Raw genomic sequence first — 18,436 nt, forward strand, 5'->3', positions numbered from 1 at the left:
GCCGTCAATGCCGCTGTCGTCACGCCAGTCTCACGCCCTGGGCAGTGTCACGCCCCGCTGCCCCATGTACTTCCCGCCACGGTCCTTATAGGACACCTCGCAGATCTCGTCGGACTCGAGGAACAGCATCTGAGCCACCCCTTCGTTGGCATAGATGCGCGCCGGCAAATTGGTAGTATTGGAGAACTCCAGCGTGACGTGTCCTTCCCACTCCGGCTCCAGTGGCGTCACGTTGACGATGATGCCACAGCGCGCATAGGTGGACTTGCCCAGGCAGATGGTCAGAACATTGCGCGGAATGCGGAAATACTCCACCGTACGCGCCAGGGCGAACGAATTGGGCGGGATGACACATGCATCGCCCTTGACGTCGACGAAGCTCTTTTCATCGAAGTGCTTGGGATCGACGACCGCCGAGTGAATGTTGGTGAAGACCTTGAACTCGTCGGCACAGCGCACATCGTAACCGTAGCTCGACGTCCCGTACGAGATCACCCGCTGGCCATTGACGTGACGAACTTGATCGGCCTCGAAGGGCTCGATCATGCCTTCGCGTTCGGCCATGCGGCGTATCCACCGGTCGGATTTGATGCTCATGGGGCGTCCTTTGGGTTGGCGCAGTAAAAAACGGGGCCGTTATGATAACGGCCCCGGTGTCGTTTAATAAAGACGCCTATGTTCAGTCGCTGAAGGAAATGCTCGGCGACTCGTTGGCCTGCCCCTCGACGCCCTCGGCCACAGCACGCGCAATGCTGCGGAAGGTCTCGGTAATCCCTCCCTCGGGGTCGGCCACGACGGTCGGCTTGCCACCGTCGGCCTGTTCGCGAATCGACAGTTGCAGCGGCAATTGTCCCAGCAGCTGGGTGCCGTACTGCTCGGCAATACGCTCCCCCCCGCCCTGGCCAAAGATCGGCTCGCTGTGACCGCAGTTCGAGCAGATATGCAGGCTCATGTTCTCGACGACACCCAGCACCGGCACATTGACCTTGCGGAACATCTCGATGCCCTTGCGGGCGTCCAGCAGGGCAATGTCCTGTGGTGTCGTCACGATGACTGCACCGGAGACCGGCACCTTCTGCGCCAGGGTCAACTGAATATCCCCGGTGCCTGGCGGCATGTCGATGAACAGGTAGTCGACATCATCCCACACCGTCTGGTTGAGCAACTGCTGGAATGCCCCTGAAACCATCGGTCCACGCCAGACCATCGGCTCGTTGATGTCGACCATGAAAGCCATCGACATCGCCTGAATGCCATAAGCCGGCAACGGGCTGAAGCGGTTCTCCCCAGCCATCTTGGGGCGCACGCCTTCGCCAATGCCCAGCATCTGCGCCTGGCTGGGTCCATAGATATCGGCATCCAGCAGGCCTACACGGTACCCTTCGGCCGCCATGGCCAAGGCCAGATTGGCCGTCACCGTCGATTTGCCTACGCCTCCCTTGCCGGACGCCACGGCGACGATATGCTTCACACCCTCGATCACGGGTTAACTCCTTTGGTACGTTCGCCTCTTGGTATTCCCCGAGTATAACCCTCAACCCGAGGGTAAACCCAAGCGTCGTTGTCGGCTATTGTGTCGATGCCAGGGCCCAGGGGTTGTCGGTCAAGGGGAGCGCTCCATCCTCGGTGACGCATACCGTGTCGCTGCAGCCGATTCCCCACTGGCCGGGAATCCGCAGGCACAACGGCAAGTGAAATACCATGCCGGGCTCGAACACCTTCCCATGTCCGCGGGCAATAAAGCCCGATCCCTCGACCCATGAGGGTGGAAACTGGGCGCCGACCGTATAACCGAACACGCCGGAAAAGAACGCGTGTTCCTGGAGCGGCGCCAAGGCCTTTTCTGCGGCCTGCGCCGCACTGTCGAACGACTCGCCAGGGCGTATGGCGCCAATCAGAGCGTCGTAGATTCGCCGGCAGGTATCGAAGACATGGATCATCTGCGAGGAGGGCTGCCCAGCCACGAGCGTACGCATCATGGGCGCCGTGTAACGCTGCCAGGCTGCGCCGAACTCGAGGAAGACCGGGTCACCCTCGTTGATGCGACAGCGCTTGTGGTTGAGGTGGATCACACTGCTGCGGGGACCGCTGGTCACGATCGGCTGCATGCTCATGAACTCACTACCTGCGGCATGAAGTGCACGTGCCCCTTCGGCAGCCACCTCGGAGTCCAGCACGCCACTGCCGACGGCATCAGCGGCCGCCTCGATACCCACGCCTGTCAGACGCGCGCTTTCGGCCAGGCAATCCAGTTCTTCTGCCGACTTGACGATCTTCACGCCCGGCAGCAAGTCACCGGCATTCAGGAACTCGCAGCCGGCCATGCGCTCCTTAAGTCCTTGAACCAGGCCATGGCGCATTCCACCCTGCCAGGGATCGATGCCGATGCGCCCATGACAGCCGGTTAGCGCATCCATCAGCGGGTCCAGGACTTCATCGATGTTTTCCCAGCGGTAGCTGCGTATGTCGTCGATTCGGGTGCAGGCCACTGCTGGCCCAGTTTCGATCGAGGGTACCTGTAGGGTCAGACGATCCTCGGTCAACATTAGCGCCGTATGCACGGACACCTCGAACGTGCTGTAGCCAGTGAGGTAATAGATATCGGCAGGCGACGTAAGTAGAAGCGCTGTCAGTCCAGCCTCGTTCATGCGCTGGCGAGTCATCTGACGTCTTCGCTGCAGTTCGTCTTCGCTGAAGACACATTCCGACCCGGCCAGGCCAGTGAGACGCTCGCGGTAGCTCTCGAAATCCATGCCGCCCCCTTGAAAGGAAACCTGATATCAGGGTAGTACGCCCCCTCTCTACATTTCGATACCGAATAGCGGCTCACGCAGCCATTGCGGTTGTCTAGAGTCACAAGACATCGACGCATGTCTCAGGGAGGAAATCGCATGACGACGCCACTCGAAAGCATACACAACGTGGCCTTGCCACTTGAAGGCACTCGCAGCGACTACGATGCCCTGCTGGAGCAGATCGGCGACCGTCCCATCGTATTGTTGGGCGAAGCTTCGCACGGCACACAGGAGTTCTATCGCATGCGGGCCGACATCAGCCGCCGCCTGATCGAGGAGAAAGGCTTCGAGGCCGTGGTCGTCGAAGCCGACTGGCCCGATGCACTGCGACTCAACCGCTATGCCCGCCATGACAGCGACGACACGTTGATTGAGGCCTTTGCGGATTTCCAGCGCTTTCCGCAATGGATGTGGCGTAACCATGAAGTGCGCGATTTCCTGGCTTGGCTGCACCAGCACAATGCCGGGCGCGACAGGGACCAGCAGGTCGGTTTCCATGGGCTGGACGTATACAGCCTGCATCGCTCGGCCGAGGCGGTGATCGATTATCTGGAAGGCACCGACCCCGCGCAGGCAAAGCTGGCCCGTGAAGGCTATGCCTGCCTCGATCACACCGACGACCCCTTCCGTTACGGGCGTAATGCTGCCTTCGGCATCAACCAGAGTTGCGAAGATGCGGCTGTGCGCCTGTTGGCCGACCTGCTGGAGAAATCGACCCAGTATTTGCGTGAGGATGGTCGTAGTGCGGCCGACGAGCAGTTCTTTGCCGAGCAGAATGCGCGGGTCGTGATCAATGCCGAGGCCTATTATCGCGCCATGTTCGGCTCACGGGTCGATACCTGGAACCTTCGCGACGACCACATGACCGATACCCTGGCCGAGTTGCGCCAGCACCTTCGCAACCATGGCGACCAGGGCAAATTGATCGTCTGGGCCCACAATTCCCACCTGGGCGATGCCAGCAGTACCGAAATGGGCTGGGCTCGCCATCAGCATAATGTCGGCCAACTGGCTCGGGAGCGCTTTGGCGCCGATAACGTGTTTCTGGTCGGCTTCACCACTCACACCGGCTACGTTTCGGCAGCCCAGGATTGGGATGGCCCCGTCGAGCATCGCTGGGTACGTCCGTCGCTCGAGGGTAGTTATGAGCGCCTGTTTCACGAGAGCGGGTTGGATCGTTTCTACCTGCCGCTCACCGGCGAACGTATCGCGCCGTTACGAGAGATTCGTCTGGAGCGGGCTATTGGAGTCATCTATCGGCCCGAAACGGAGCGCCAGAGCCATTATTTTCAGGCCTCGCTGCCCAGCCAGTTCGATGCCGTATTCCACCTCGACGAGACGACTGCCGTCGAGCCATTCGAAAAAGGCGAGTTATGGCGCCCCGAGGTCATCCCCGACACCTACCCTTTCGGGGTCTGACCCATCAGTGCTAACTGAGATGACACTTCTCTGGAACCAAGAAAAAGCCGGCCCACAGTGGCCGGCTTCATCATGACGAGGCGAATCGTCGCTAGTTACTGGCTGGATTGCTCGGAAACGGCACCGCTCGTCCCCCATTGAGCACCGGATTGTTGACCACTGCCACCTTGGTTGCCGGACTGCTGGTCGCTGCCACCCTGGTTGCTGGACTGCTGGTCACTGCCACCCTGGTTGCTGGACTGCTGGTCACTGCCACCTTGGCTCCCGGTCTGTCCCTGGGTCGCGGCCTCGACACTCTGGCTCAGCTCGGACAAGGTGTCCTGCATCGCAGCGATACGGGACAGTTCCTGCTGCACGTCGGCAATACGCTCCTGCAAGGCCGACAGTTGCTCGACACGTGCCTGGATCTGGGATTCCAACTGTTGTAGCTGCTGCTCGGCCTGCTGAACCTGTGACGCGACCTGCTCCTGCTGCTGCTGAGCTTGGGACAACGCCTGGCGCTCCTGTTCCAGGTTCTCGCGTGTCTGCGCCAGTTGGCCCTCGAGTTCCGCCAACTCCGATTCACGCTGAGAAATCTGCTCTTCCAGCGTATTCAGGCGCTCATTGCGGGCGCTCACCTTCTCTTCAAGCTCCGCATATTGGCCTTCGAGCTCGGCAGTACGATCCTGCACATCCTGCAGTTCGGTTTGCGCATTGCGCAGACGCTCTTCTGCGGCCTGCGCTTGCCCCGAAACCTCGTCAAGGTTGGCCTGGGCCTGCTGAACCTGGTTCTGCAGGGACTGCAGTTGCTGGTTGGCTTCCTCAACCTGGCCTTGGCGCTCAGACAACTGGCCTTCCGCCTCACCGATCTGGGTCTGCAGTTCGTTCATCCGGGTTTCGGCATTGCCGATGTTGCTCTGCAGCGAGGCGTATTCGCTCTGTGCGTTCTCGACACTGGAGTAGATCTCTTCGAACTCGGCATTCCGATCACGCAAGTTCTGGTTGTCACTCTCCAGCGTGGATATCCGCTCTTCCAGCGAAGCGCGTTGTGTATTCCACTCCTCCTCCTGAGAACTGGCACTGGAAGCAATGTATATCGCAACGATCACCGCAATGATGGCCACAATGACGACAGCGCGGACCCGATTGTCCTTGAATGGCTGATTGGAATTATTGGGCTGGTCCGGCGAGGATTCTGCCATGAAACGTTCTCCTTCAGTTCGACTTGTCGGTGGGCTCCGTGGCCAGGCGAGACCGTGGCATAGGTGCAGGTCGGCTCTGTACCGACCGCGATCCCGCTCCATACTGGACCATGCCGCCAAGTAAAGTATTGCGTCATGCCGGACCAGACGATGGAAGCGTTCGCGAACGGGTCTGCAGCACTTTGCAAAGGGTTACTTTTCAGCAGCAAAAAGACGCACTGCCTGGAAACACGGAAAACCCGGTTACAGGGGCTTCGCTTCCCCTTACACAAACCTTAGCCTGTCACGGGCCAGGTTCAAGCCGTTGGGCTTACTCAATGGTCGATCTTGCGCCGCAACGACTTGCGCTCACCCTTGCGCGCCTTGCTTTCCAGGCGACGTCGCTTGGCTGCACGGGTAGGCTTGGTCGGAATGCGCTTCTTTCGCTCACGGGTCACTTTCACCAGTAACTCGCGCAGGCGTTCCAGCGCATCCTCACGGTTCCTTTCCTGGGTGCGATAGGCCTGTGCCTTGATGATCAGGACACCCTCCTTGGTGATGCGCTGGTCGTTCAGTGCCGCCAGGCGTTGCTTGTACTTTTCCGGCAACGAGGACGCAGCGATATCGAAGCGCAGATGTACCGCCGAAGATACCTTGTTGACGTTCTGGCCGCCGGCGCCCTGTGCACGCACGGCATGCATCTCGATCTCGTGGTCGGGAATGGCAATTTTCCGTGATACCTGCAGCATCCTGCCTGACTCCTCAGTATGATTTGCCAACCTGCAATGACAGATGTCATCGGCGCCACTTGCCTGCCCCGAAAGCACCTTGTCAGGCTTGGCTCAAGGTCTCGAGCGTTGAACGATGAAGCCATGGAACCATTGATCTTGCCAGGCGCTGAGAGACAATCAGCGTCGGCTCGCCATTGGCGCGCTACTGACGAGGCCGTGCCTGTGCAAAGAAGAACGCCCCCGGGTTGGAAGAACGCTTGCCCTTCATTCAAGGTGGCCAAGTGGGCACTCGCCCTACTCCTGCTTTGGCTGTCATCGGCACTCGTCAAGGCTGGCGAGCCTGACAGCATCGAAATCGGCACCCTGCAACATCAGTTATTACGCGCACCAGCCAGCTATCTCGTGACCGACACGCGCTCCTCCCTGACGGAAGTCATCGGTCGCGACTTTCAGCCACTCACTGACAGGAGCGTCAATCAGGGCATCAGTTCACGCACGTACTGGATACACGTTCGTCTGCAAAACAGCAGCCACCAGGATCGCCGCTGGGTCATGCATCACGAGACGGCCTACCTCGACAACGTGACCGCTTATGTGATGGATGACGGAAAGTCACCGCACACTATCGCCATGACGGACCGGGGTCCCTTCGATGCACGCCCTCTGGATTATCGCAAGCTGGCCTTTGCGCATACGACACCGGCCGGGGGCTGGAGCGATGTCTACCTGCGCCTGGATTACGACAAGGCGGACTCGGTCAGTCTGAACGTTCACTTTTGGGAGCACCAGGCGTTCGTACAACGTCTACACAAAGAATACCTTCTGTTCGGCAGTTACTTCGGGATGATTCTGGCGCTCTGCCTGATTGCCCTGCTCTTTGCGCTGGTCATGCGCGAATCGACCTATCTCTACTACGCGCTATTTCTAATCATCAGCGGGGCCATGTGGGCCCAGATCAACGGATTCGCCTATCAATACCTCTTTCCCCACCTGCCCTACTGGCATAATGAGGGATGCCACATTAGCTATCTGCTGTTCGTCATCGTCACCTTCCAGTTCACCCGTCGATTCCTTCATACCAGCGAGTATTTTCCGCGTATCGATCGGCTGATGTATGGATTGCAGGCCGTCATGATATTGGCGATCGGGTTACGCTTGCTTGGTGATTATGATGTGGTTCTGCATATTGCCTACGGTAGCCTGACCCTGCCGTTGCTCCTCTTGCCCGCTCTGGGCTGGTTCGCCTATCGCAAGGGACTGGTCTACGCGCGCTGGTTTGCCCTCGCCTGGTTGATCTATTCGCTGGGGCTGGTGATCAGCCTGGTAAGCGCTTATACCAAGCTGCTGCCTTGGGGCATGGACGCCTTGATCTATACGCAGATCGGCAGTCTGCTGGAGTCGCTGTTCCTGCTGGTGGCACTGGGCGAACGCCTGCGATCACGCGAGGAGGATCGTCGCCAGGCGCTGCGACTGGCCAACCACGATCCATTGACCCAACTCGGCAACCGGCGACTGCTGGCCCAGCAATACGACCTCATGGCACGACGCTTCGAAAGCGACGGAGTACCGGTCTTTCTGCTGATGATCGATCTGGATCACTTCAAGGCACTCAACGATACCTATGGGCACCTTGCCGGCGATCACATTTTGCAGAAACTTGGGGGCCTGCTCAGGCAATATTGCCAGGACAGCGATGCCTGCGTGCGCCTCGGTGGCGAAGAGTTCGCCATGTTGTTCCAGGCCCGCGACCAGCAGGCGGCCCTGGACACCGCCGAGCGCATTCGCCAGGCATTCTGCCGAATACCGACCGTTTATCGCGACCAGCGCATCGTGCATACGCTGAGTATCGGCCTGACCCCGGTCCTGACCGCCGAACACCAGTTGTCGTTGCAGGAAGCGATGATCCAGGCAGATGAGGCGCTCTATCAGGGCAAGGTCAGCAGCCGCAACTGTACGACCGTGTATCAAACCGCCACATGAGTGCCGCCCGAAGCCACTGTGCTCACATCGCCAAGGGCGTCAGTGGATCGCGGTCGAAGGCGATTTCCTGCCATCCCGTTTGCATGAATTGGCGAATGTTGCGATGACCTTCGCCAGTCGGATCACTCAACACGTCCTGCCGATAGAAGCGGCCAAAACAGTGCAGCGTCTGGCTCTCGCTGAGGCCATGGCGCCTGGCGAAGGCGAAGATTCGGCACGAGCCGGCGTTCTCGCCGGGCGCATTTTCCAGGGGACCATTGCGGAAGCCGGTCGGCGTATAGCGATAATTCGCCTCGATGACTTGCTGCGTGTCATCGAACTCGACGCGATCGGGTGCAGTTTCGATGGCAGCTATCAGGGCATCGAGGGTCATGACATGTCTCGTTCTCAACTCAATTGATAAATGATGAAACCGGCCGTTCCCGTGACCAGCATGAAGCCGATCAAGGCCAGTAGACCATCACGTGCGATCAGTGCCAACCCGAACAACGTCAGGGCGGCCCCTGCGCCATTGGCGGAAAAGGGAACCACCTCCATGAGCGGCATGCCAAGCGCAATCAGGCTGCACGTCGCCGCGACAGTGAGAATTCCCGGGCCTCGCACCAGCCTCACCAGGCGCGGTTTGAGCAGCTTGTCGATGCCTCGGGCCGGACGGCGCATCCAGCGTATGCCTCGCGTGAACTTGCCCCCGTCCACCGAACGCTCGAGTAACCATTGAGGCAGCCAGAAATGCCGTCGTCCGACAACCAACTGCCCTGAGACCAGCAGCACGAGAATTCCCATGACAGTGGGGACACCCGGAATATCGCCAATCAGCGGTGCCAGGGTGATCAGGCCGGCAATCAACAGCAAAGGCCCGAACGAGCGGCTACCGACCGTTTCCACGATCAGGCTCAGGCTGACCCGTTCGACACCCCGGGTCGAATTATCCAAATGCTCTATTAACTGCGTCAGTCCATCGAACTGCTGTGTGTCATCATCCATGACTCACCGCTTGCACTGATAACGCTCCTCTTTCTTAACCATCCACGGCTCAGAGCCAGCCAGCCTTGCGAAACCGATAGTACAGCCCACCACAGGCCACCCCCATCAGCCCCAAGGCCATAGGGTAGCCGAGTTTCCAGTCCAGCTCCGGCATATGCTCGAAATTCATTCCCCATATTCCGGCCAGTACCGTTGCCACCGCAAAGATGGCAGCCCATGCAGCCAGGCGCTTGTGCACTTCGCCTTCATCGATGGCTACCATGGAGAGGTTGACTTGGATGGCAGTGACGATGGTATCGCGCATCGAGTCAATCGCGGTTTCGATACGATGCAGATGGTCGTATACGTCCCGATAGTACTCTTGGGTGTTGACGCTCAGCGTCGGCACTCTGCCCCCGAACAGATGCACCAGTGCCTCGGCCAGCGGTGTGACAGTATGCTTGACCTGGGTCGCCTTGCGCTTGAGCTGATAGAGATGCTCAATGTTCTCGCGAGCCGCATTCTTGACGAAAATACTCTCCTCGATGGTTTCCAGCTCCGATTCCAGCGCTTCGACGACGGGAAAGTAGCGATCAACCACCGCATCCATCAGGGCATAAAGCACAAAGGACGGTCCCAACTTGAGCAGATGTGGCTCGCGCTCACAGCGTGCCCGCACGTTACGGAAGTCCTGCTGTGATTGGCTGCGGACCGATAGGATGTAATCCGCCCCGACGAAAACCGACATTTCCCCATGGTCGATTTCGCCGTCATGTACGCTCAAGGTACGCATGAAGGCAAACAGGCACTCGCCGTACTCCTCTATCTTGGGACGTTGATTGCCATGCAGCGTATCTTCGACCGCCAGCGCATGCAGCGAGAAGACCTTCTGCATATGCTCCACCTCACCGGGAGCAGGATCGGCCAGCGCCACCCACACAAAGCAATTAGGCTGGCCCAGATAATCGGCGACGTCCGCTACCTCGATATCGCGGAGACGTCGGCCGTCCTGGTACACCACGCAGTTGACGATCATGGCCGCTTATCTCATTTCGTAAATAGCTACTGTCCCCATTGCCCGCTACGACGCATCTGCCCCCACTGATGCTTGCGCCGCGCAAACCATTGCCACATGCCACGAAAGCGCCACAGCGTGTTGAGCTGACGGTAGCCAACATTCTCGAGGATGGCCATTAGGAAGAGAAGCAACACATCGCGGATAGGATTAGGCCATGCCGTATCCTACATATGAAATGCAGCATACATTAGCCTAGACGCAAACGGGAAAAGGTTATGTCTCGAGAGCCTCGCGGGTGGACAGGAAAGCGCTAAGCTCCTTGGCGGGCAACGCCTTGCTGCACAGGTAACCCTGGTACTGGTGTCCCTGAAGCTGACGGATGAATGCCAATTGTTCTTCTGTCTCGATCCCCTCGGCGATGATTTCCAGGTTGAGGCTGTGCGCCAGCGCAACGACTGCCTTGACGATGGCGGCGTCCTGGTTGTTTGACACCACGCCAGCCATGAAGGAGCGGTCGATCTTCAAGCGATTGATGGGAAAACGTTTAAGCTGCGACAGGTTCGAGTAACCGGTACCGAAGTCGTCAATGGACAGCACGACACCCAACTCGCGCAGTTCGCGCAGAATCAGCAGCGCATGATCGGGATTCTGCATGATTGCACTCTCGGTCAGCTCGAGCTCGAGATAGTGCGGCGGAAAATGCGTCTCGCCGAGGACATTCCTGACCACGGTCACGAAGTTGCGGTTGTTGAGTTGGATGGCCGACAGGTTGACAGCCATCGGCAGCAGGTCGTGTCCCTCCCGGTACCAGGCCTTCGACTGACGACACGCCGTACGCAACACCCATTCGCCGATGGGCAGGATGAGCCCGGTATCTTCGGCCACAGGAATGAGTTCGTCGGGTGACACGACCCCCAACTCGGCGTCATGCCAGCGTAACAGGGCCTCGACACCCGTGATGCGGCCGGTGACGACGTTGACCTTGGGCTGGTAAGCCAGCATCAGAGTGTCATTGTCGATGGCCAGGCGCAGTCGACTCTCGAGCAGCGCCCGCCGCTCTGCGACCGACGACATGCCCTGCTCGAAGAACTGGAAGTTGTTGCGTCCCATGTCCTTGGCGCAGTACATGGCCGCGTCGGCATGAATCATCAACTCGTGCTTGTCCCGGCCATGCTCGGGATAGAGACTGATACCCACACTGGACGATACCCGCACGATGGTATTGTCGATCTGGAACGGCTTGCCAAACGAGCTGACGATGCGCTCGGCCAATGTCGTGATCACCTCGCGGTGTGTGCCGGTGCCGGTGATCACCATGAACTCGTCGCCTCCGACCCGGGCTACCGTGTCGGTTTCGCGTACCGCTGCCTGCAGGCGGGAGGCCGCCTGCTTGATCAGCTCGTCGCCGGCATGATGCCCGAGCGAGTCATTGACCGTCTTGAACCGATCCAGATCGACGAAGAACACTGCGAACCCGCTACGTTCGCCAGCGGCTTGAACCAGCTGGCCATCAAGACGTTCCTCGAAAAGCAGTCGATTGGGCAACTGGGTCAACTGGTCCCGGTAGACCATGTCCTTGAGTTCACGGTTGGCTCGTTGCAGGGAATCGGCCAGGCGCGCCGTTCTCGAGGAAAGGTGGGCATCGTAGATGGACATCATCAGTGCGGCGAGCATGATACAGGTCGAGACCAGTGCCACCATTACCGCCAAATGGTCCGGCGATACGCCTCCCGAGGTCTCGTGCATGACGCCGGGAGGATAAATGGCGGCAGCCATCCCGGTGTAATGCATGCCGGTAATCCCGCTCGCCATGACCAGTGCCGCTATGCCACGCTGCCAGAATGGCGAACGCCGTCCTGTCATGCCCGAATTGAGACGGAAAGCCAGCCACAGCGCGACCACCGAGGCAGACACTGCAATCAGCACCGAGATTGCGAAGAGCAGCGGGCGATAGGTCAGCGCTTCCTGGGTCTGCATGGCTTCCATGCCGACATAGTGCATCAGGCATACGCCCGTCCCCATGACGATGCCGCCAAACGCCAGTCGGCGCATCGCAAGTGCGCCCGACTGGACAATGGAAAGCGCCAAGGCCGAAGCCAGGATGGCGGCGGTCAGCGAGACGAAAGTCAATGACATGTCGTAGCCGAACGACACAGGCATGTTCAGTGCCAACATGCCGATGAAATGCATTGCCCAGATTCCGGTTCCCATGGCAAAGGCGCCACCGGCCAGCCAGACATGCGTTGCCACCCCTTCACTGACGCGTATGCGGCCTGCCAGGTCCAGCGCTGTCAGCGAGGCAATGGCCGCAATACCGTAGGACAGCACAACCAGCGCCAGGTCATAAGAGCCATGCATTTCATTCATGGGAGACTACCCGAGAGACCACCAAAGGAAACCGGCATCGAGACACAGGCAAGGCCGAGACGCAGTCAATGCTGGATGTTCCTCCGGATTAACGGCCCCTGCCGAGAGAACTTTAACCTGGCCAGTCCTGGCTATGCGCCAGGCGGCCAGGACTGGCATCGGCAGGAAAAACGCTGTCGGGTAGGCTGGAACAGGCTGACAGGCCTCGTCGAAATTGCCATTTGCAAGGTGCGGTGAACGGCGGCCACTATAATTCCATCCCCGAGTTACATAGTCGACCCGACATACGAAACCACGGATTCCATTGATGCCCATACGCGACCACGCCCCGAAAGAGCGCCCCTTCCGCAAGGTTATCCCGCATCTCATGCGCTTTATCCTGCGCGTGCTGGGCGCTTTCTTCCATAATCGTGGCATCCTGCTTGCCGGCGGGGTCGGCTACAGCGTGCTGCTCTCGGCGGTACCGCTGTTTGCGGTGCTGTGCGTATTGCTGACCCATATCGTGCAAGAGCAGCAACTGTTGGCCATCATCACGGTTCAGGCTCGTCACTTGGCTCCTACCCATGCCGACGTGATTCTGGACTCGGTGCGAACCCTGCTCGACTCCCGAGATGTGGTCGGCATCGTCGGGACACTGGTGTTGCTGTTCTTCAGCTCCTTTGCTTTCCGCATGCTGGAGGATTCGATCAGCTTGATCTTCCACCAGCCAGAAGACCCTGCCAGGCGACGTTTCTGGGTGTCCGTGCTGCTACCTTACGCGTTTATGGTCATGCTTGGCGCCGGCCTGCTCGCCCTGGCCCTGCTCGTGGTGCTGGCCAACGCCTTCAATTCGCTGATAATCGCGCTGTTCGGCATCGAGTTGCATTCGGCACAACTCGCCACGGCGTTGCTCAACCTGTTCAGCTTTCTTGGCATGTTCCTGCTATTCAGTGCCATCTACAAGGTCATGCCGGTGGTACGCATCGGCTACTACCGTGCCTTGATTGGCGGCTTCGTGGCGGCACTGCTATGGGAAGTGGTCAGGCTGGTGCTGGTGTACTACTTCGCCAACATCTCGCTGGTCAACGCGGTCTACGGCTCCCTGGCCACCATCATCGTGGTGCTGCTGAGCCTGGAAATCGGCTCGATCATCCTGCTGCTCGGCGCGCAGGTGATCGCTGAGCTCGAGCGCAGCGCCAAGGCGGGGCTGCCCTGGTATTGCGATCCCAGCCGGCCGCGCTGAGCCATCAACGCCAGCGAGTTTAGCTACGTGAACGGTACGCAAGCACTGCCAGAGATATCAGGCCGGCTGCGGGAAGTACGGCATCCTGTACCAGTCCCAGCCACCATGCCAATACACCGGCGATCAGGGCCCACAATACGGGCACGGCGAACAGCAGGTAGGTGACACGCCCTGTAGCCAGCAGCAATCCGCCCAAGGTGACCAGCAGTGTCGCCCCCGGCGCCATGGGAAAATAACGCAGGCTCTGCCATGTCTGCCCCAGTGCCGCATCGACCAACGGGTAGCCGAACAGGCCATACCCCAGCAACCCCACGCCGGCCCCCCCTGGCAAGCCACGCGCCAGGCGATAGCGCGGGCTCGCCTTGAGAGCGGCAATGGCAAACAGTGCAGCCTGGATAAGAAACAGCGCCCCGTAGTAAGGCGCGGCGAAATTGAACGGCGCGAAATGCACCAGATGAAAGCCGACCCCCGTCCAGGCCCAGGCCAGTGCCAGAAAGCCATTGACCATGCGAGCAGCAGTGGCACTTTCTGGCCTTTTGACAACCAGCAGCATCAAGACCAGCGCCAGCAGAGTGAAACCCAACTGAGCCGGCCACACCACCTGATTGAACTGCGCGTAGATGGCAAAGAGTATCTCTGGGGAATAGGGCAGCATGATCAGGCCCCGCTACAACCGCTCGACATAACGGACCATCTGTTCACGCATTGCCTGATCGGGTTGACGCCCATACATTGCGCCCGTGTCCTCGCGCATGTGATCGACTCGGGTGGTGGCAGGAATCGTGCAGGTCACGTCCGGGTGCGAGACGATGAACTTGAGCAGGAACTGTGGCCAGTTGGCACAATCGATCTCGCTTGCCCATTCCGGCAACGGTGCATTCTCGAAACGCGAAATCAGCCGCTTCTGGCGAAACGGACGGTTGGCAATCACTGCGATGCCACGTTCCCTGGCCAGGGGCAGGATGTCTTTCTCGGGCTCGCGATCGAGGATGTTGTAAGTCAGTTGCACGAAATCGATGGGCTCGTTACGCATGATCGACATCAATTCCGCGTGGCGTCGCCCGTGCGAGGTGGTGATGCCAATGTAGCGCAAGCGCCCCTGGTCCTTGTCGTCCAGCAGTCGGGGCAAGTGGGTCTGCCAGTCGACCAGGTTGTGTATCTGCATCAGATCGAACGTTTCGACACCCCATAGCCGACGCGACTCAGCCATCTGGGCCGCCCCGCGATCCGCCATGCGCGTCCAGACCTTGGTCGCGGCGAACAGGTCATCCGGTTCGTCGAGCTGATCCAGGCAATATCCCACCACGGCCTCCGAAGTGCCGTACATGGGCGACGAATCGATGATCCGCCCACCCCGAGCGAACAACTCGGCCACGATCTCGGCGCGCTGCGCTCGCAGGCTCGCCAGTTCGCCCACATTGAAGGTGATCCAGGTGCCCATGCCGATTGCCGGAATCCGTTCTCCCGTGGCAGGAATCGGCTTCATCAAGGGCTCGCCGCGCTCGCCTTGCTGTGCCGGCACGCACGGCGTCCAGCCCAGGGCCGCGGCAGCCCCAGTGCCGATTAGTCCCCCAAGAAAACCACGCCGGGTCAGGGGCGGGAATATGCCGGTCATGTCTGCGCTCCGCCGCGCCCCTCCTGAACGCGCAACTTGGTGCGAATGAAATCGCTATGGCGCACGAACAGCAGATCGGCCAACTTGCGGATACGGTGTTCCTCGAGCGCGTCCAACTGCTCATCGGCATACGCCAGGCGCCACATCAACTCGACCAGTTCGACCTTGTCGACATAGTCGTAATGCTCGTTGACCAGGCGCACGAACTGGAAGTGGTCGACGGCCTGGTCGGCCTCCGCGGCTGCCAGTTCCATCAGCTCGTCGACTGCCGCACGGTTCAGGGAAAACCGTGACTGCAGCATGTCGCGCAGCGTATCGAGTTCCTGCGGCTCCGTCTGGTAGTCGGCCCTGACCACCTCGCACAGCAGCGCAGCGGTCGCCAGTTCCAAAGTCAGGGCGCGATTCGCATCGTCCTGAGGCGCCAAGGTGCGAGTGAAGAACTGCTGAATGGCATCAAGCATCGGACCTCCTACCCTTATTATCAGGATGGCCGCGCTGGCGGCCTCACGCCATTGGACCGCATCGGGACGAAAGGTTCGCCAACGAAGGAAGCGCCATGCCTGTCATCACGCGTCGTCTATTGTCACGCCATTGGGGATTATGTTGCCTATTAGCCGGGGGTGTACTGATCGCCCCGGTGGCCTGGGGCCAGGACGCCACGCCCGGCCTGCCTCGCTCAGCCATCGATGACGCCACATTGCGAGCGGCGGCACTGCCGCGCCTGCATAGCCTGGTAGTGGCACATCAGGGCGAGAAAGTCATCGAATATACCGCCAAGGGGGAGAGCCTCAGCGAGCCGGCCAATATCAAGTCCTTGGCAAAGACCCTCATGTCCGCCATGGTGGGTATCGCAATCCAGCGCGGCGTGATCGAAGGCGTCGACCAGCCGATCGTCGACCTCCTGGACACACGCATACCTGACGAGGCCAGCCCACGCATCGATAACATCACGGTGGGCAACCTGCTGTCCATGCAGGCCGGCCTGGAACGCACCTCGGGCCCGAACTACGGCGCCTGGGTGGCCAGCGACAACTGGATCGATTATGTCCTGACGCGCCCGTTCGTCGCCGAGCCCGGCGGACGCATGCTCTACTCTACCGGCAATACCCACCTGCTATCCGCCGCACTGACACTCACTACCGGCCGCGACACCCACGCCCTTGCCCAGGATTGGCTGGGAGAGCCGCTGGATATCGCCATACCGCCCTGGACGCAGGACCCTCAGGGCATCTACATGGGAGGCAACGAGATGGCGCTGTCACCGCTCGCCATCCTCCGGTTCGGCGAGATGTATCGACAGGGCGGCACCCTCGATGACGAACGCATCCTGTCCCGAGAATGGATCGAGGCATCATGGACGCCGCGCACGCGCTCGGTCTTCAACCATGATCAGTATGGCTATGGCTGGTTCATCACCGAACTGGCTGGCGAAGACGTCTATTACGGCTGGGGGTATGCGGGCCAGATGCTGTATATCATCCCCGAGGTTGGCTTGAGCGTGGTGATGACCTCCAACCCCACCCCGCCGTCGCCAGGGCAAAGCTATCTGGAAAAGCTGGAAGCCATCGTCGCCGAAGTCCTGATTCCTGCCGCACAGGATGCCCGGTTCACGAAGAGCTGAGGGTCAGAACGTCGAGAGACCGGTTGCTTCCATCAGCCGATACTGCCAGTAGCGCCAGCGCGACTCGTCAGCATAGGTGGCATAAGGCACGCTTAACCGCTGGTCCTCGGGGTTGTGCCAATAGCGTTCGAACCAGCGCGCGGCATCGGCGATTGCCGGCGTGTTCTTCGAGGCGACCAGACGCACGCTGGTTTCCAGGTTGAGATCGTCGAGATTACGTCGCGTGAAATTGGCCGAGCCGAGATAAAGCACGGCGTCACCGCTCAATGAACGCTTGAGCAACACCTTGGCGTGGCATTGCTCACCATTGGTGGCACACCAGCGCACCGGAATGCCTGCCTCGTGCAGTTCGGCCGCGACCGGCCGGTTGGGTATGCCCGATTTCTCGAAACCGAAGGCGTCCTTGTTAGGATCGAGCACGACCCTGATTTCTACGTCGCGGGCTTGCGCCTCCTTGAGCGCATCGATCAGATCGCGGTGCGCAAGATAGAATGTGGCAATATCGATGCGATCGCCCGGCTCGGCACTCTGCACTGCAATGACCAGGGCATCGCGAATGTTGCCTTCGGTCAGCACCTGCATGCGCGGCCCCTCGGGCACCACCGACCCGCGCAACTGAAGCGGATCGAAATCGATGTCGCCCCCAGACAGGTGCGCCACGGCACGCTCACTCTCGAGCAACTCCGCCACGGCCGGGCCCTGGAAGCGCAAGGCAACATTACCATGGCTGCTACTGGCATCGTGGGGATTGGCCGAGGTCACCATCCCGGCCCAACCATCATCGACATCAACAACCAATGTCTTGCGATGATTGGCCTTGAAGTTGACCATGGTCAGGTAACTGCGCAGTGTCACCTGCCCCGGCCCCAGCGGATTGTCCAGCCAACCGCCCTCGGTTGTGTTGCCCAGCCACTGGCAGCACCAGTACCAGACTCCCGACCAGGCCGGGTTGGAGGCGCGCAATTGGGTGAGATCGGTCGTGATCAACTTGACCCCGGCGGCACGCAGCGCCGTGAAATGCTCGAGTGTCAGCCCGCCATACATCGTATTGAGTGGATCGGTAATGACCACCGCTTCCAGGCCCGGCATTTGTGCCTTGCGGTCGATCAAGGCACGCGCGAGCTGTGACGACAGCGGTCGGTAGTCCCCGTTCGCCTCGCCGGCAAAGTCATTGAACAGGAACATGTCCAGCACCACCAGACGCTTGGCCTGGCCGATCAGGCGCAGCATTTCATCGAAGATGGCCTGTTCGGATTGACGATTGCCCGCGGCGTCGAGATAGGTGACGTCCGCCAGGAAAGCCACGTCGGAGACCGGCAGCAATGGCGAGGCGACACTGATCCCATCGGGCAATGGCTTGAACGCCTGATAAATGGCCATGCCAAGATAAGCGGCAAGCAGCAGAAGCAACCAAGGGCGCAGCCATCCGCGCCGCTTGCCCGCAAGTTCATTGGCTACCGTATTGCCACTGGTCACACTGCACCTCTACCCGTTCCGTTGTTGCCGCTGGTGCGCAGTATACGCGCTATCGGCGATGTGTCGCTC

At 59.9% G+C, this 18,436-nt stretch carries 18 protein-coding genes; 4 read left to right on the top strand and 14 right to left on the bottom strand.

Translation table 11 applies throughout. The annotated features are described in order from the left end of the window. Positions 1-30: 30 nt before the first annotated feature. The 3 genes from dcd to BM194_RS06235 all read right to left on the bottom strand — a co-directional run bounded on the left by dcd (position 31) and on the right by BM194_RS06235 (position 2,753). Complete coding sequence (gene dcd, locus BM194_RS06225; RefSeq protein ID WP_092844820.1) at positions 31-597, bottom strand: dCTP deaminase; 567 nt, start codon at positions 595-597, stop codon at positions 31-33. An 82-nt stretch (positions 598-679) separates the two neighbouring features. Then, positions 680-1,480: an iron-sulfur cluster carrier protein ApbC gene (gene apbC / locus BM194_RS06230; protein WP_177223362.1), complete on the bottom strand. Its 801-nt coding sequence runs from the start codon at positions 1,478-1,480 to the stop codon at positions 680-682. An 88-nt stretch (positions 1,481-1,568) separates the two neighbouring features. Continuing rightward, positions 1,569-2,753 carry a M24 family metallopeptidase gene (locus BM194_RS06235; RefSeq protein WP_092844825.1) on the bottom strand — a complete coding sequence of 395 codons (1,185 nt, stop codon included), beginning with the start codon at positions 2,751-2,753 and terminating at the stop codon, positions 1,569-1,571. Between the two features lie 138 nt (positions 2,754-2,891). Between BM194_RS06235 and BM194_RS06240 the strand changes: the two genes are divergently transcribed. Continuing rightward, complete coding sequence (locus tag BM194_RS06240; RefSeq protein WP_092844827.1) at positions 2,892-4,214, top strand: erythromycin esterase family protein; 1,323 nt, start codon at positions 2,892-2,894, stop codon at positions 4,212-4,214. A gap of 95 nt (positions 4,215-4,309) precedes the next feature. Here BM194_RS06240 and BM194_RS06245 read toward each other — a convergent pair whose 3' ends face one another. Continuing rightward, positions 4,310-5,395 carry a coiled-coil domain-containing protein gene (locus tag BM194_RS06245; RefSeq protein ID WP_092844829.1) on the bottom strand — a complete coding sequence of 362 codons (1,086 nt, stop codon included), beginning with the start codon at positions 5,393-5,395 and terminating at the stop codon, positions 4,310-4,312. A gap of 314 nt (positions 5,396-5,709) precedes the next feature. After that, positions 5,710-6,123 (bottom strand): alternative ribosome rescue aminoacyl-tRNA hydrolase ArfB, encoded by a 414-nt coding sequence (gene arfB, locus BM194_RS06250; RefSeq protein WP_092844831.1) that lies wholly within the window; start codon positions 6,121-6,123, stop codon positions 5,710-5,712. A 204-nt stretch (positions 6,124-6,327) separates the two neighbouring features. On the opposite strand from arfB, the gene BM194_RS06255 reads away from it, so the two are divergent. After that, entirely contained in the window at positions 6,328-8,085 is a 1,758-nt protein-coding gene (locus BM194_RS06255) for a diguanylate cyclase (RefSeq protein ID WP_177223358.1), read from the top strand. 22 nt (positions 8,086-8,107) lie between these two features. Here the strand turns inward: BM194_RS06255 and BM194_RS06260 are convergent, their stop codons facing one another. The 5 genes from BM194_RS06260 to BM194_RS06275 form a co-directional block, all read right to left on the bottom strand. Next, positions 8,108-8,458, bottom strand: coding sequence for a HopJ type III effector protein (locus tag BM194_RS06260; protein ID WP_092844835.1), 351 nt, complete (start codon positions 8,456-8,458; stop codon positions 8,108-8,110). 14 nt (positions 8,459-8,472) lie between these two features. Beyond that, positions 8,473-9,069: an exopolysaccharide biosynthesis protein gene (locus BM194_RS06265; protein ID WP_092844837.1), complete on the bottom strand. Its 597-nt coding sequence runs from the start codon at positions 9,067-9,069 to the stop codon at positions 8,473-8,475. Between the two features lie 49 nt (positions 9,070-9,118). Continuing rightward, positions 9,119-10,084 carry a magnesium/cobalt transporter CorA gene (corA, locus tag BM194_RS06270; RefSeq protein ID WP_092844839.1) on the bottom strand — a complete coding sequence of 322 codons (966 nt, stop codon included), beginning with the start codon at positions 10,082-10,084 and terminating at the stop codon, positions 9,119-9,121. Between the two features lie 26 nt (positions 10,085-10,110). Then, a complete protein-coding gene (locus BM194_RS20420) occupies positions 10,111-10,257 on the bottom strand; it encodes a hypothetical protein (protein ID WP_244890890.1) in 147 nt (48 codons plus the stop codon). A gap of 82 nt (positions 10,258-10,339) precedes the next feature. Continuing rightward, the gene (locus tag BM194_RS06275) at positions 10,340-12,433 is read right to left on the bottom strand and encodes a putative bifunctional diguanylate cyclase/phosphodiesterase (protein WP_092844841.1); all 2,094 of its coding nucleotides are present in this window, start codon (positions 12,431-12,433) and stop codon (positions 10,340-10,342) included. Positions 12,434-12,740: 307 nt separating this feature from the next. On the opposite strand from BM194_RS06275, the gene BM194_RS06280 reads away from it, so the two are divergent. Beyond that, positions 12,741-13,655, top strand: coding sequence for a YihY/virulence factor BrkB family protein (locus tag BM194_RS06280; RefSeq protein WP_092844843.1), 915 nt, complete (start codon positions 12,741-12,743; stop codon positions 13,653-13,655). 19 nt (positions 13,656-13,674) lie between these two features. Here the strand turns inward: BM194_RS06280 and BM194_RS06285 are convergent, their stop codons facing one another. The 3 genes from BM194_RS06285 to BM194_RS06295 are packed head-to-tail and all read right to left on the bottom strand — an operon-like array spanning position 13,675 to position 15,731. Next, on the bottom strand, positions 13,675-14,310 hold the full coding sequence (locus tag BM194_RS06285) for a DUF6064 family protein (protein ID WP_092844845.1): 636 nt from the start codon (positions 14,308-14,310) through the stop codon (positions 13,675-13,677). A 12-nt stretch (positions 14,311-14,322) separates the two neighbouring features. Continuing rightward, entirely contained in the window at positions 14,323-15,270 is a 948-nt protein-coding gene (locus BM194_RS06290) for an aldo/keto reductase (RefSeq protein WP_092844847.1), read from the bottom strand. Then, positions 15,267-15,731, bottom strand: a complete 465-nt coding sequence (locus tag BM194_RS06295; RefSeq protein ID WP_092844849.1) for a tellurite resistance TerB family protein — start codon at positions 15,729-15,731, stop codon at positions 15,267-15,269. Before BM194_RS06295 ends, BM194_RS06290 begins: the two co-directional genes overlap by 4 nt. Before the next feature lie 95 nt (positions 15,732-15,826). Here BM194_RS06295 and BM194_RS06300 point away from each other — a divergent pair, with 95 nt between their 5' ends. Next, a complete protein-coding gene (locus BM194_RS06300) occupies positions 15,827-16,891 on the top strand; it encodes a serine hydrolase domain-containing protein (protein ID WP_092844851.1) in 1,065 nt (354 codons plus the stop codon). A gap of 3 nt (positions 16,892-16,894) precedes the next feature. Here BM194_RS06300 and BM194_RS06305 read toward each other — a convergent pair whose 3' ends face one another. Beyond that, positions 16,895-18,367 carry a phospholipase D family protein gene (locus tag BM194_RS06305; protein WP_340148071.1) on the bottom strand — a complete coding sequence of 491 codons (1,473 nt, stop codon included), beginning with the start codon at positions 18,365-18,367 and terminating at the stop codon, positions 16,895-16,897. Between the last annotated feature and the right edge of the window lie 69 nt (positions 18,368-18,436).

The sequence above is a fragment of the Modicisalibacter xianhensis genome, from assembly GCF_900113605.1.
Taxonomy (GTDB): Bacteria; Pseudomonadota; Gammaproteobacteria; order Pseudomonadales; family Halomonadaceae; genus Modicisalibacter; species Modicisalibacter xianhensis.